At 49.7% G+C, this 15,044-nt stretch carries 9 protein-coding genes; 5 read left to right on the top strand and 4 right to left on the bottom strand.

What is annotated here, in order from left to right; all coding sequences use genetic code 11:
• The first annotated feature begins 92 nt into the window (after nt 1-92).
• The 5 genes from AC3RPL_RS12520 to AC3RPL_RS12500 all read left to right on the top strand — a co-directional run bounded on the left by AC3RPL_RS12520 (nt 93) and on the right by AC3RPL_RS12500 (nt 8,609).
• A complete protein-coding gene (locus AC3RPL_RS12520; RefSeq protein ID WP_490740254.1) occupies nt 93-3,575 on the top strand; it encodes a DNA translocase FtsK 4TM domain-containing protein in 3,483 nt (1,160 codons plus the stop codon).
• A 200-nt stretch (nt 3,576-3,775) separates the two neighbouring features.
• Nucleotides 3,776-4,387, top strand: a complete 612-nt coding sequence (gene lolA, locus AC3RPL_RS12515) for an outer membrane lipoprotein periplasmic chaperone LolA (RefSeq protein ID WP_490740253.1) — start codon at nt 3,776-3,778, stop codon at nt 4,385-4,387.
• Nucleotides 4,388-4,396: 9 nt separating this feature from the next.
• A complete protein-coding gene (locus AC3RPL_RS12510; RefSeq protein ID WP_490740252.1) occupies nt 4,397-5,740 on the top strand; it encodes a replication-associated recombination protein A in 1,344 nt (447 codons plus the stop codon).
• Nucleotides 5,741-5,835: 95 nt separating this feature from the next.
• Nucleotides 5,836-7,128, top strand: coding sequence for a serine--tRNA ligase (serS, locus tag AC3RPL_RS12505; protein WP_490740251.1), 1,293 nt, complete (start codon nt 5,836-5,838; stop codon nt 7,126-7,128).
• A gap of 329 nt (nt 7,129-7,457) precedes the next feature.
• Nucleotides 7,458-8,609, top strand: a complete 1,152-nt coding sequence (locus AC3RPL_RS12500) for an MFS transporter (protein WP_490740250.1) — start codon at nt 7,458-7,460, stop codon at nt 8,607-8,609.
• Nucleotides 8,610-8,638: 29 nt separating this feature from the next.
• Here AC3RPL_RS12500 and pflA read toward each other — a convergent pair whose 3' ends face one another.
• The 4 genes from pflA to ycaO form a co-directional block, all read right to left on the bottom strand.
• The gene (gene pflA, locus AC3RPL_RS12495; protein ID WP_034941181.1) at nt 8,639-9,379 is read right to left on the bottom strand and encodes a pyruvate formate lyase 1-activating protein; all 741 of its coding nucleotides are present in this window, start codon (nt 9,377-9,379) and stop codon (nt 8,639-8,641) included.
• Nucleotides 9,380-9,544: 165 nt separating this feature from the next.
• A complete protein-coding gene (gene pflB, locus AC3RPL_RS12490; protein WP_490740249.1) occupies nt 9,545-11,827 on the bottom strand; it encodes a formate C-acetyltransferase in 2,283 nt (760 codons plus the stop codon).
• Between the two features lie 81 nt (nt 11,828-11,908).
• On the bottom strand, nt 11,909-12,766 hold the full coding sequence (focA, locus tag AC3RPL_RS12485) for a formate transporter FocA (RefSeq protein ID WP_034941178.1): 858 nt from the start codon (nt 12,764-12,766) through the stop codon (nt 11,909-11,911).
• A gap of 372 nt (nt 12,767-13,138) precedes the next feature.
• Nucleotides 13,139-14,896, bottom strand: a complete 1,758-nt coding sequence (gene ycaO / locus AC3RPL_RS12480; protein WP_490740248.1) for a 30S ribosomal protein S12 methylthiotransferase accessory factor YcaO — start codon at nt 14,894-14,896, stop codon at nt 13,139-13,141.
• Nucleotides 14,897-15,044 lie beyond the last annotated feature (148 nt).

Here is a 15,044-nt window from a genome sequence, read left to right as displayed (position 1 = left end):
ATTTCGGTACACTCCTGTGAATTCATACAGGTCCAGCGTCGGTTAATCCCGGCGCTGTTGCCTTCATTGTTTACAGGCACCTGGAGATGCGCTTGAGCCAGGAATACACAGAAGATAAAGAAGTTTCGTTACAACCGCTGAGCAGCGGACGACGTCTGCTGGAAGCATTACTGATTATTGTTGCTCTGTTCGCCATTTATCTGATGGCGGCGTTGGTAAGCTTCAATCCATCCGATCCCAGTTGGTCTCAAACCGCCTGGCACGAACCTATCCATAACCTGGGTGGCAGGCCCGGTGCCTGGTTAGCCGATACCCTGTTTTTTATTTTTGGTGTGATGGCGTATGCCATTCCTCCCGTCATTGGTGGTCTTTGCTGGATTGCTTTCCGGCAGCGTAATGCGCAGGATTACATCGATTATTTTGCTGTGGCACTGCGCCTCATCGGCGTACTGGCTCTGGTGGTGACGACCTGCGGTCTGGCTGCGTTGAATGCAGATGATATCTGGTATTTTGCCTCGGGTGGCGTAATTGGCAGCCTGCTGAGCAATGCCATGTCACCGTGGTTCAGTGGCGCAGTTGGAACCCTGACACTGCTCTGTATCTGGGCGGCAGGCCTCACTCTCTACACGGGATGGTCCTGGCTGACGATTGCTGAAAAAATCGGTGCTGTGGTCATGGGCGTACTTACTTTTGCCAGCAATCGTTCGCGTAAGGATGAACGCTGGCAGGATGATGAGGACGAATATGATGACGAACCGCATGAAAAACCTGACGGTTCCTCAGCTGCAACGGCTCAACGTTCTGATGAAGATGACGTGCTGCTTTCTGCACCTGAAAAACCCCAGCGGGCAGATTATGATGATGAGAACGATCCACTGCTGAACGGCCCGGTGGCAGCTGCAAAAGCTGGAGCTGTAGCTTCTGCACCTCTCTCACCGCCTGCGCTTGCTTCTGCACCTCTCTCACCGCCTGCGCTTGCTTCTGCACCTCTCTCACCGCCTGCGCTTGCTTCTGCCAGCCACTTTACGACGGTTCCTCCTGCCGCGCCTGCCGCCCAGACCGGATTCTCTTCTGCTGAAGATTCTTCCCAGTCTCCGGGCGGAGCCCAACAGGTTCAGAGAAACACAACTGCTCAGACGCCTTCAGAAGAACTCCCGCCAACGCTTTATCGTTTTTCCGTGCCGGATGAGATGCCTGCGGCTGTCGTGGCTTCAGAGGAAGACGACGACGGTCCAAAGATGGGCAACTGGCGCGACGCTGCTTCTTCACCGTTTGATTTTTCATCGCCATCAGTTTCTCAACCTGAAAATGTTCAGCCTGGCGTTGTTGATGCAGCTAAAACAGCCGCCGCGGCACCATTTATGCCAGGTTTTACTGCAACCAGCGATCCGGCTAATTCTCAGGTTAAGCAGGGGATTGGGCCAGAGTTACCGCGTCCTAATCCGGTTAAATTGCCCACTCGGCGGGAGCTGGCATCCTGGGGGATTAAATTACCTTCACAACGAATGGCAGAAGAGAAAGCCAGGGAGCAGGAGCTGTTGCAGCAAAGTGCTGAGCCTCAGCCAACACCCTCTTCTGATGATGAGAGTGATGCGCAAGAGCAGGCGCAACTGCGCGAGGCTTTTCTTGCACAGCAGCAGGTGCGTTATGGCGAAGACTTCAGTGACGAAGATGAAGAAGCTCTGCAACAGGCTGCGCTTGCCCGTCAGTTCGCCACGCAGCAGAAACAGCGATATGCTCACGCGTCTGATCAGGATAACAGCGCGGTCATTCATCCTGATACGGCAGGGGCCTTCGATTTTTCACCGGTCAACGATCTGATCGACGAGGGGCCTGCGGAGCCGTTGTTTACGCTGCCTGTGGCTGGTGAAAAAGGGCAGGAGGATGACCTTCACTGGCAGCAGCAAACTGCGGCACCTGTCGCGCAAACCATGGCTGCTCCGCAACAACCGACCGCCCCTGCATGGCAGCAACCACCGGTTCAACAATCGACGCCTGTTGTTGTGGAGAAGGAAGAGCCTGCATCGCCGGTTGCCGACAGCCTGTTCCATCCTTTCCTGGTTCGCCATGAGCAGCCTCTGGAGAAACCCACAACGCCACTGCCGACGCTGGATTTGCTTACTGCCCCGCCTGCTGAAGCTGAACCCGTCGATATGTTTTCGCTGGAGCAGACGGCCCGCCTGGTAGAAGCGCGGCTGGCTGATTACCGGGTGAAAGCCGAGGTTGTTGGTATCTCTCCTGGCCCGGTCATCACGCGTTTCGAACTGGATCTGGCACCAGGTGTGAAGGCTGCGCGTATTTCTAATTTATCGCGTGACCTTGCCCGTTCACTTTCCGCTGTGGCTGTGCGTGTGGTTGAAGTGATACCGGGTAAACCCTATGTCGGCCTGGAATTGCCCAACAAACACCGCCAGACAGTCTATATGCGGGAAGTCCTGGAGTGTGACAAATTCCGCGATAATCCTTCGCCACTTTCTGTTGTGTTGGGCAAGGATATTGCCGGTCAGCCTGTCGTTGCTGATTTGGCCAAAATGCCGCATTTACTGGTGGCGGGTACTACCGGCTCTGGTAAGTCAGTCGGCGTCAATGCGATGATCATCAGCATGTTATACAAAGCCACGCCGGAAGATGTGCGCTTTATTATGATCGATCCTAAAATGCTTGAGCTGTCGGTGTATGAGGGTATTCCGCATCTGCTAACAGAGGTGGTTACCGATATGAAAGATGCGGCCAATGCGCTGCGCTGGAGTGTGGGTGAAATGGAGCATCGTTATAAGCTGATGTCAGCCCTTGGCGTGCGCAATCTCGCTGGCTATAACGAAAAAGTCGCCCAGGCAGATGCAATGGGACGCCCCATCCCGGATCCATTCTGGAAACCGGGTGACAGTATGGATACCACGCCGCCGGTGCTGGAAAAACTGCCCTATATTGTTGTGCTGGTCGATGAATTTGCCGATCTGATGATGGCGGTGGGTAAAAAAGTTGAAGAGCTGATTGCCCGGCTGGCACAGAAAGCACGTGCAGCAGGTATTCACCTTGTTCTGGCTACTCAGCGGCCATCGGTTGACGTGATAACCGGCCTGATTAAAGCCAATATTCCAACCCGTATTGCCTTTACCGTATCAAGTAAAATTGACTCCCGAACCATTCTGGATCAGGGGGGAGCTGAGTCGCTGTTGGGTATGGGTGATATGCTTTATATGCCGCCAAACTCTTCTATGCCGGTACGCGTTCATGGTGCTTTTGTGCGCGATCAGGAAGTTCATGCTGTGGTGCAGGACTGGAAGGCGCGTGGACGTCCGCAATACATAGACAGCATTACTGCTGGTGAAGAGAGTGAAGGTGGCGCAGCAGGACTGGATGGTGATGAAGAACTGGACCCGTTGTTCGACCAGGCGGTAGCCTTCGTGGTTGAAAAACGTCGGGCATCTATATCGGGCGTACAGCGTCAGTTCCGTATTGGTTATAACCGTGCGGCACGTATTATTGAGCAGATGGAAGCACAGGGCATCGTTTCTTCACCTGGTCACAATGGCAACCGTGAAGTCTTGTCACCACCACCGCACGAAATTTAACAAACAGATGATTTTTTCGTTCAGGCGGGCCGGGATGATCCGGCCCGTTGAGTTTTCGGGCTTAACCCCCATATCACATCTCATGTGACGGTTGTATTCAGGTTAATCTGCTGTTGATGATTTCTCTGGCTGGCTACAGTTATTCACTCAAACTTCCCTGTCGGCACGGGGGATAAACAGTTTTCAATAAGGATGTCGTGATGAAAAAAGTATTGCTTACCTGCTGTCTGATGGCGCTTTTCAGTTCGGCCACTGTGCTCGCTGATGCCTCTTCCGATCTGCAACAGCGTCTGAATAAAGTGAGCAGCTTCTACGCCAGTTTTACCCAGAAAGTGACTGACGGCAGTGGTCAGTCTGTCCAGGAGGGTGAAGGTGAACTGTGGGTTAAGCGTCCTGACCTGTTTAACTGGCACATGACAGCACCGGATGAAAGCATTCTTATCTCAGACGGCAAAACGCTATGGTTTTACAATCCCTTTGTCGAGCAGGCCAGTGCCACCTGGCTGAAGGATGCCACCAGCAATACGCCCTTTATGCTGATTGCCCGCAATCAAAGCAGTGACTGGAAACAGTACAACATCCGCCAGCAGGGTGACAGCTTTGAACTGACGCCAAAATCGGCTGATGGTAATCTCAAGCAGTTCACCATTAACGTCTCAACGAACGGCACTATTCATCAGTTCAGTGCGGTAGAGCAGGATGGTCAGCGCAGTAGCTATGCGCTGAAAAGCCAGCAAAATGGCGCAGTCAGTAGCGACAGGTTTACGTTTACGCCACCGAAAGGGGTAACGGTTGACGATCAACGTCAGTGAGGTCAGCACGTGAGTAATCTGTCACTGGATTTCTCCCACAATAATTTTCAGCCGCTGGCCGCCCGGATGCGGCCTCGCACTCTGGCAGAATATATCGGGCAGCAGCATCTTCTGGCGGCCGGTAAACCATTGCCGCGAGCGATTGAAGCCGGACAGTTGCACTCTATGATCCTGTGGGGGCCACCGGGGACAGGCAAAACCACTCTTGCCGAAATCATTGCCCATTATGGTCAGGCCGATGTGGAAAGGATCTCTGCTGTGACTTCCGGTGTGAAGGAGATCCGTGAAGCCATTGAACGTGCGCGACAAAACCGTAATGCCGGGCACCGGACTATCCTGTTTGTTGATGAGGTGCATCGCTTCAACAAAAGTCAGCAGGACGCTTTCCTGCCCCATATCGAAGATGGCACCATTACTTTTATTGGTGCCACCACCGAAAATCCCTCATTCGAACTTAATTCCGCCCTGTTATCACGAGCGCGCGTTTATTTGCTGAAATCCCTCACCGATGACGATATTGAAACGGTTCTGCTTCAGGCAATGAGAGACAGCGATCGCGGCTATGGTAATGAAAACATCGTGCTGCCAGATCAAACCCGGAAAATGGTGGCTGGCCTTGTCAACGGCGATGCCCGAAGGGCTCTGAATACGCTGGAAATGATGGCCGATATGGCGGAAGTGAACGCTGAAGGGCAGCGTGAACTCAGTCTCCAACTGTTAAACGAAGTATCAGGAGAACGTAGCGCCAGGTTCGATAACAAGGGCGACCGCTATTATGACTTGATTTCCGCATTGCATAAATCGGTTCGCGGCTCTGCGCCGGACGCAGCCTTGTACTGGTACGCCCGGATTATTACTGCGGGCGGCGATCCTCTCTATGTGGCGCGTCGATTGCTGGCGATTGCTTCTGAGGATGTTGGCAACGCCGATCCTCGTGGTATGCAGGTAGCCATTGCGGCATGGGACTGTTTCACCAGAGTGGGGCCAGCAGAAGGGGAGAGAGCCATTGCTCAGGCGATTGTTTATCTTGCCTGTGCGCCGAAAAGTAATGCTGTGTATACCGCTTTTAAGGCTGCGATGCGCGATGCGCGTGAAAACCCTGACTATGATGTGCCAGAGCATCTGCGCAATGCACCAACCCGCTTGATGAAGGAAATGGGGCTGGGTGCTGAGTATCGTTATGCACATGACGAAGTCAATGCCTATGCAGCCGGAGAAAATTACTTTCCGCCACAGATGGCGCAGACGCGTTATTATCAGCCTACCTCTCGCGGGCTGGAAGGAAAGATTGGTGAAAAGCTGGCCTGGCTTAATGAACAGGATAAAAATAGCCCGACAAAACGCTATCGTTGACACAGTCGTTGCGGTAAGGTTAGCAATAAATTCAACGCATTCGCACACCGTATGCATCCCTCTCTTTACTTCAATATATTAATCACAGGATAAGCATGCTCGATCCCAATCTGCTGCGTAATGAGCCAGACGCAGTCGCTGAAAAACTGGCACGCCGGGGCTTTAAACTGGATGTTGAAACACTACGTTCACAAGAAGAACGCCGTAAAGTTTTGCAGGTCGAAACGGAAACGCTTCAGGCGGAACGTAATTCCCGATCCAAAACTATCGGGCAGGCCAAAGCGCGTGGGGAAGATATCGAGCCGTTACGTGAGGAAGTGAACGCACTCGGCGAGCGGCTTGAGGCGGCCAAAACGGAACTGGACAAGTTGCAGAATGAAATTCGTGATGCAGCGTTGGCCATTCCTAATATTCCCGCTGACGAAGTGCCGTCAGGTAAAGATGACAGCGAAAACCTGGAAATTTCACGCTGGGGAGAACCACAAAAATTTGATTTTGCGGTCCGTGACCATGTTGAACTGGGTGAAATGGCGGGTGGACTGGATTTCGCTATGGGGGCCAAACTTACAGGTTCTCGCTTCGTGGTTATGCAGGGACAGATTGCCCTGATGCATCGTGCTTTGAGTCAGTTTATGCTGGATCTGCACAGCGAGCAGCATGGCTATCTGGAAACGTACGTCCCTTACCTGGTAAATCACGCATCATTATATGGTACAGGGCAGTTACCGAAATTTGGGGAAGATTTGTTCCATACCCGCCCCCTGGAAGAGGAAGCGTCAGCCAGTGATTATGCGTTAATACCAACGTCTGAAGTCCCTCTGACCAATATGGTCCGCGATGAAATTCTTGAAGAAGAGTCGCTGCCACTCAAATTTACTGCACACACGCCCTGTTTCCGTTCTGAAGCAGGTGCTTACGGGCGCGATACCCGTGGCCTGATCCGTATGCACCAGTTTGATAAAGTTGAAATGGTGCATATCACCCGGCCTGAAGACTCAATGCAGGCTCTGGAAGAGCTGGTCGGACATGCTGAAAAAGTGCTGCAATTGCTGCAATTACCGTACCGTAAAGTACTGCTGTGTACCGGAGATATGGGTTTTGGCTCAACTAAAACCTATGATCTGGAAGTGTGGCTTCCTGCACAGGATACTTATCGTGAAATCTCTTCCTGTTCAAATATGGGCGATTTCCAGGCACGCCGGATGCAGGCTCGTTGCCGTAGCAAAACCGAAAAGAAACCACACCTTGTGCATACATTAAATGGTTCAGGACTTGCAGTAGGCCGTACCCTGGTTGCGGTACTGGAAAACTACCAGAAGGCTGACGGTCGCATCGCCGTACCGGATGTATTGCGGCCATACATGAAAAATCTGGAATTTATTGGCTGATTTTGTCTGAATCTGCCGGCTGTAGCCGGCAGGTTTGTTTTCAGGGAAATAAAAAACCGCTCTCTTCCTTCAGAAATTCTGCTTAAACAAAGAAACCTTTCCAGTAATAAACTTTATCGAAAATTTCCACGCTGAAATTTTTAATTTTCTGTTTTATATATGATTAAACTAATAATTAAGTGAAACGGGCACAGATTTAATCGCTTTCGGATAAGCAAATTAAATTGCTGGCTGGCAAATTGTGCGTTGGTGAATCTGTCTCCGTTGACAATAATTTGTTAACTGGCATTATGCGTTCACTCTCCCCGCCGTTTTGGTGTTTATTGACAATGTCAACCTGGTCCCGCCCTGTTATTGTGCTGCTGAGCGGCCTTTTACTGCTGACAATTTCAATTGCTGTCCTTAATACGTTGGTGCCGTTATGGCTCACCCATGAATTATTGCCAACCTGGCAGGTTGGGGTGGTCAGTTCTGCCTGGTACAGCGGCAATCTGGTGGGCACCTTACTGGCTGGTTGGGTCATTAAACGTTTTGGTTTTAACCGCAGCTATTACATTGCTTCGGTTATTTTTGCACTTGGCACTATAGCGCTTGGCTTGCAGAACGGTATGTGGGCGTGGTCTGCCTCACGTTTTTTTGCCGGCATCGGTTGTGCATTAATCTGGGTTATTGTGGAAAGTGCCTTGCTTTGTAGCGGTACAATACGTAACCGTGGCCAGTTGCTTGCTGCTTATATGATTGTTTACTACCTTGCGACCGTAACCGGACAATTGCTGGTCAGCAAAGTATCAACCGAGTTACTCCATGTGCTGCCGTGGGTTACAGGTTTGGTCATAGCAGCAATCCTTCCCCTGGTTTTCACCAAAGTGACATCCAAAGATAATACTGAAGAGACGACGCCGGGAAGACTATTGCCAATGCTCCGTCTGCGTAGCGCCAGACCGGGCATCAGTGGCTGCATCATTTCCGGTATTTTGTTGGGGTCACTGTATGGACTGATGCCGTTGTATCTGTCACATCAGGGGATGAGTGATGCTACGGTGGGTTACTGGATGGCCCTTCTGGTCAGTTCGGGAATTGTCGGTCAGTGGCCGGTCGGACGTCTGGCCGATCGTTATGGCCGACTGTTGGTATTGCGTGTGCAGGTCTTTGGGATCATTCTTGGCGCGCTGGCCATGTTGAGTAACGCTGCAATGGCACCTGCACTGTTTGTTCTTGGGGCTGCGGGATTCACACTCTATCCGGTAGCCATGTCCTGGGCCTGTGAAAAAGTTAATCACCATGAGTTGGTGGCAATGAATCAGGCGCTGTTGCTCAGCTATACCATCGGCAGCCTTGCGGGTCCGGCCATGACATCCATGCTGATGCAGAATTATTCCGACCGGGTTTTGTTTGTGATGATAGCGGCGGTGGCAGTCGTTTATCTGATGATGTTGCTACGTAAAGTGGACCAGCATGCGACGCCAATTGCACATGCATGAACAAGAGCCAGACAGCTCGCTCTTTTTCATTAATACATGACTTTGTGACCATAACTGGCAAGAATATTTTTTACCCGTTCCATTGTCTCAGCTCTGGGGGGATGTACGTCCCCGAGCTTATATTCCTCTCCCATTGCCAGCCATTTGTGTTTACCCAGTTCGTGATAGGGAAGTAGTTCGATTTTTTCAACGTTGCCCATGTCTCTGGTGAATTCACCGAGACGGTGCGCTGATTCATCATCGTCGGAATAGCCGGGAACAACTACATAACGGATCCACGTTCTTACATTTTTTTTGGCAAGGTATCTGGCAAAATCAAGTGTGCGATGATTGGAAACACCCACCAGAATCTGATGAACGTCGTCATTTATTTGTTTCAGATCCAGCATCACCAAATCAGTCACCTCAAGTAACTCATCAATAACCGGATCGTAACGGCGAACAAAGCCATTGGTGTCGAGACAGGTATTAATTCCTTCCGCGTGGCAGGCGCGAAACCAGTCACGAACAAACTCAGCCTGCAAAATAGCCTCGCCGCCTGATGCGGTAACACCTCCGCCGGAAGCATTCATAAAATGGCGGTAAGAAACCACATCTTTCATTAATTCTTCAACGGTAATCTCTTTACCGCCGTGTGTATCCCAGGTATCACGGTTGTGGCAATAGAGACAGCGCATCAGGCAGCCCTGAAAGAAGGTAATGAAACGGATGCCGGGGCCGTCAACGGTCCCACAGGATTCAAATGAATGGATGCGGCCTTTTACTGACATTGCGATGAATTCTCCACGGTGGTAATCCGCCGGGTGGCAGATACGCAGTCTTAAGCTGCGTTAAGTCTGTTTTGTCAGCAACCTGGAGGTGATTCAGAGTGCTGACAAACGAGACTGGAAAAAAGGCTCCTGTAAGGAGCCTTTTGAACTCAGATCAAACAGCGTTTACATAGTCTTAGTGAAGGTGCGGGTAATGACATCCTTCTGCTGCTCTTTGGTTAACGAGTTAAAACGAACAGCATAACCAGAAACGCGAATAGTCAACTGAGGATATTTCTCAGGATTATCCATGGCATCCAACAGCATTTCACGGTTCATCACGTTTACGTTCAGATGCTGACCGCCTTCAATGCTGGCTTCATGATGGAAATAGCCATCCATAAGGCCTGCAAGGTTAGTTTTGCGCACGTCATCATCTTTACCTAACGCATTTGGCACGATAGAGAAGGTATAGGAGATACCATCTTTCGCATAGGCAAATGGCAGTTTAGCGACGGAAGTTAATGAGGCAACAGCACCTTTTTGATCGCGACCATGCATTGGATTAGCTCCAGGCCCGAACGGTGCACCCGCCCGACGTCCATCCGGCGTGTTACCTGTTTTCTTACCATACACCACATTAGATGTAATGGTCAGGACAGACTGGGTTGGTACCGCGTTACGGTAAGTTTGCAGTTTCTGAATTTTCTTCATGAAACGTTCAACCAGATCGCAGGCAATATCATCTACGCGGGCATCGTTATTACCAAACTGTGGATATTCCCCTTCGATTTTAAAGTCGATGGCCAGACCATCTTCATCGCGGATGGTGGAAACTTTTGCATACTTAATCGCTGAAAGAGAATCTGCCGCAACTGACAGTCCGGCTATACCGCAGGCCATGGTGCGATAGACATCCCGATCGTGAAGTGCCATCAGCGAAGCTTCATAGCTGTACTTGTCGTGCATATAGTGGATGATGTTCAGAGCGGTGACGTACTGTTTCGCCAGCCAGTCCATAAAGTGATCCATGCGATCCATCACTTTGTCATAGTCCAGCACTTCATCCATCATCGGTGCTTCTTTCGGACCCACCTGCATTTTCAGTTTTTCATCCACGCCGCCATTGATAGCATACAGCATGGTTTTGGCGAGGTTGGCACGGGCACCGAAGAACTGCATCTGCTTACCGACAATCATTGGACTGACGCAGCATGCAATTGCATAGTCATCGTTATTGAAGTCAGGGCGCATCAAATCATCGTTTTCATACTGAACAGATGAGGTGTCAATTGAGACTTTTGCGGCATATTTTTTGAAGTTCTGTGGCAGTTTTTCAGACCACAGAATAGTCATATTGGGTTCAGGGGACGGACCCATAGTGTAAAGCGTGTTAAGGAAGCGGAAGCTGTTTTTAGTTACCAGAGTACGGCCATCAACACCCATTCCGGCGAGGGACTCCGTTGCCCAGATGGGGTCCCCAGAGAACAGCTCGTCATATTCCGGAGTACGCAGAAAACGCACCATACGCAGTTTCATCACCAGATGGTCAATTAATTCCTGCGCCTGCTGCTCTGTGATTTTACCAGCTTTAAGGTCTCGCTCTATATAAACGTCAAGGAAGGTGGAGACGCGTCCAAAGGACATCGCTGCGCCATTCTGTGACTTAACCGCCGCGAGATAACCAAAATAGGTCCATTGCACTGCTTCCTGAGCGGTTGCTGCTGGCGCAGAGATATCACAACCGTATTTTGCTGCCATCTCTTTAATCTGCTGTAAAGCATGATGCTGGTCAGCAATTTCTTCACGCAGGCGAATGGTAGATTCCAGATTCACACCATTTTCCATATCGCCTTGTAATGAAGTGAATTGAGCAAATTTGTCTTTCATCAGGAAATCGATACCGTAAAGTGCGACACGACGGTAATCCCCGATGATACGGCCACGGCCATAGGCATCTGGCAGACCGGTCAACACGCCTGATTTACGGCAGCGCAGAATATCAGGCGTGTAAACATCAAACACACCCTGATTATGAGTTTTACGGTATTCAGTGAAGATTTTTTTCAGGCCAGGATCCAGCTCACGACCATAGACTTTACAAGAACCTTCAAACATTTTGATGCCGCCAAACGGTATCAATGCGCGTTTCAGAGGGGCTTCAGTCTGCAACCCGACGATAGTTTCCAGCTTTTTGTTAATATAGCCCGCATCATGAGAGGTGATAGTGGCTGCAAGGTCGGTATCGAAATCAACAGGTGCATGGGGGCGGTTCTCCAGCTTAATGCCTTCCATTACCTGATCCCACAGCGCAGTCGTCGCTTCAGTCGCACCACTCAGAAAGGCTTCATCGCCTTCATAGGGAGTGTAGTTCTTCTGAATAAAGTCACGAACGTTTACGCTGTTCTGCCATTCACCTTGTGCAAAGCCTGCCCAGGCAGCAGCCTGTTTTTCATTTTGCTCGCTCATTTGAACCTACCTTAATTACATTAAGTTCCTGCGTTTCCGCCACCGTTAACAGGCAGGCGACGGATGCCAAATCTGTCTTTTTCAGTGGTGATCGCCGTCACGCAGATAAATGACCCAGTACGTCAGACCTACCAGCAATCCACCACCAATAATATTGCCAATAGTGACCGGGATGAGATTGTCCATCACAAAGTTACGGACTGTCAGGCTGGAAAAATGAGCTGCAGTGGTGCCGGTAGCCTGCCAGAACTCAGGTGAGGCGAAATCTTTGATTACGATAGCCATTGGGATAAGAAACATGTTTGCGATGCTGTGCTCAAACCCACTGGCGACAAACATGGCTACTGGCAGGACCATTGCTAACATCTTGTCAGTCAGACTTCGACCGGAATAGCTCATCCATACGGCCATACAAACCATCAGATTCGCCAGAGTGCCAAGACAGATTGCTTCGATAAAAGTATGGTGCATTTTATGGTCAGCCGTTTGCAGAACATTTAACCCCCATGCACCATTTGCCGCCATATACTGGCCAGCAAACCAGATCAGCCCGACAAAGAAGATCGCGCCGAAGAAATTACCAATATAAACGTTGAGCCAGTTGCGGCTGAGTTGACCCCATGAGATGCGACCGCTGGCTTTTGCTACCATAGTCAATACGGTCGAGGTGAACAGATCGGCTCCGCAAACCACCACTAACATTAATCCAAGTGAGAAGCATATTCCGCCGACTAACTTAGCCAGTCCATAGGGAACACCCTCAGTACCGGTGGTGGCGGTGATGTAAAAAACAAAAGCGATGGAAATAAAAACCCCGGCAGTAATAGCCAGGAAAAAAGTCGTGAAGGGTCGTTTTGTCGCTTTATATACACCGGCTTCTTCAGCGACCTTAGCCATTTCAGACGGTAAAAGTAAATCGAACGGGTTGCCAGCTTTCACACTAACTACTCCCTGAATTAATCAACGCTAAAATACTAGCAAAGGAGTATAGGTTAGAAATTGATTCAGATCATATAACGCAAATCCGGAAATATTTAACACCCTGTTTTTTTCTGTGGTTTTTAATTTTAACTTTATGATAAATATGAATAAAAAATATTTTAATCCACTTAAAAAAAGTTGAGGTGCTCTGAATTTGACAAAAAATAATGTAAAAAATAAGAGGTAAATATAAATGAATTGTTATTTTTTTCATATTAGTGGTTCTTATTTCATAAGAACTCAATTAATATGTTTGGAAAAATAAATTATCAAGTGGCGCTGAAATAGCAGGTGGACTGTTTAAGTTATTACAGGCCACCTGAATACTTATTATTGCCAGTTTTGGCGCTTAGCTTGCTGAAGTTTTTCGTAAGCGGCCAATAAAGACTGATGTGCCGGGAGTGCTAAAAGCTGCTCATCAATCGCCTGCAAGCCATAAAATGGTGCTTCACCGCTGAGCGCTGCTGAGGCGGCTTCAACCGCTTCATCGCCATACATGCGTACAAAGGCGTGATGATACTGTAAGAGCTCTCTTTCGTCTTCCTGACTTAACTGGAGTAACGTCTGGAGACAACGGTAGTAGTTAGCCCGGGCTGGAGTGAAAACAGAAGCGTTAAACTCTATGGTCCACTCGGTCCAGATCAATGCCTGATCAATATCCCCGCCGGCCAGTGCCAGCATAGCTTTAAGTTCACCAATGCGCAGAGTGTACCAGCCGTTATCTTTACCCGTAGCCAGACCGAGGAGTTCACGCACGCGGGTAAAATCATCGTGACCATCTTCATCCAGACGCTCAATCAGCGCCAGATAATCTTCTTTTTCCCAGCAACTCTCGGGCAGAGAAAGCAGGGTTTCACGCAGATATGCTCCCATATTGTTATTTGCCAGCAGCAAATCATCGACCGGATAAATATCTGACATGCCCGGCACGATAATGCGGCAGGCATAAACGTCCAGATGTTGATAATCCGCAATATACACCTCATGCTCTTCTGTACGGAAAATTGCCATTAAAGTTGCAAATTCTTCTTCTGTACTTCCTTTAAAGCTCCAGTCTACAAATGGATAGTCAGCATCATCTTTAAACAAGTCCCACGAGATCAGCCCGCTCGAATCGATAAAGTGGGTTTCCAGATTGGCATGTTCCGCCACTTCTTCATCATCAAAAGTCGGTGGGGTAAATACATCCAGATCTTTCAGACTGCGCCCCTGCAATAATTCTGTCACGGTGCGCTCGAGAGCGACGCCAAAATCCGGGTGAGCGCCGAAAGAAGCAAAGCAGGTTCCATTAGCCGGGTTGAACAACACCACGCAAATAACCGGGTATTTACCGCCGAGTGAGGCATCGTAAGAAAGGATTGGGAAACCTTCTTTTTCCAGTCTGGCGATGGCTTCGACAACTGCAGGATAACGGTTCAGCACTTCATCGGGAATTGACGGCAGGCTGATGGACTCAGCAATAATGCGGTTTTTGATATAGCGCTCAAAGACTTCAGATAATCCCTGAACGCGTGCTTCATTGCGCGTGTTGCCGGCAGACATGCCGTTAGATACATACAGGTTACCGATGATATTCATCGGAATATAGACGACTTGTTGATCGGACTGACGGGTGAACGGCAGGGCACAGATACCACGCTCTGTATTGCCCGATTGCAAGTCAATCAGATCGCTGGCGCTAAGTTCCTGCTCGGGATCGTAAAATGCTCTGAGGGCTGTATCAAGAATACCTTGCGGCAGGGTGTTATCGTCTGGCAAAGGGAACCATTTTTCATTCGGGTAGTGAACAAAGTCACTATTGGCAACGGATTTACCCAGCCAGAAATCAGCGAAAAAGTAGTTGGTTGACAGGCGCTCGAAATATTCCCCCAGTGCTGAGGCGAGCGCAGCTTTTTTACTGGCTCCTTTACCGTTGGTGAAACACAGCGGGCAGTCGCGATCGCGAATATGAACCGACCAGACATTAGGAACCGGGTTTAGCCAGGACGCTTCTTCTATGTGAAAGCCCAAATCCTGTAATTTTTGCTGAAAGCGTGCGATGGAGTCTTCCAACGCGGCATCTTTGCCTGGGATATACGTATGCGTCATAGTGCCCACTCGTTTGATATGTATCGAAAGCGCGCAATAATACGGGGTTTAAGCCTGATGCGCTATGCGGCTGAGAATTTGATTACCGTTATTCTGGCAGTTTTCCTGTCATTGAGTATGGGACTGATTTGTCTTACTGGAGCAGCCT

It is taken from the genome of Erwinia papayae, assembly GCF_058241465.1.
This window is presented reverse-complemented; position numbering and strand designations above follow the sequence as displayed.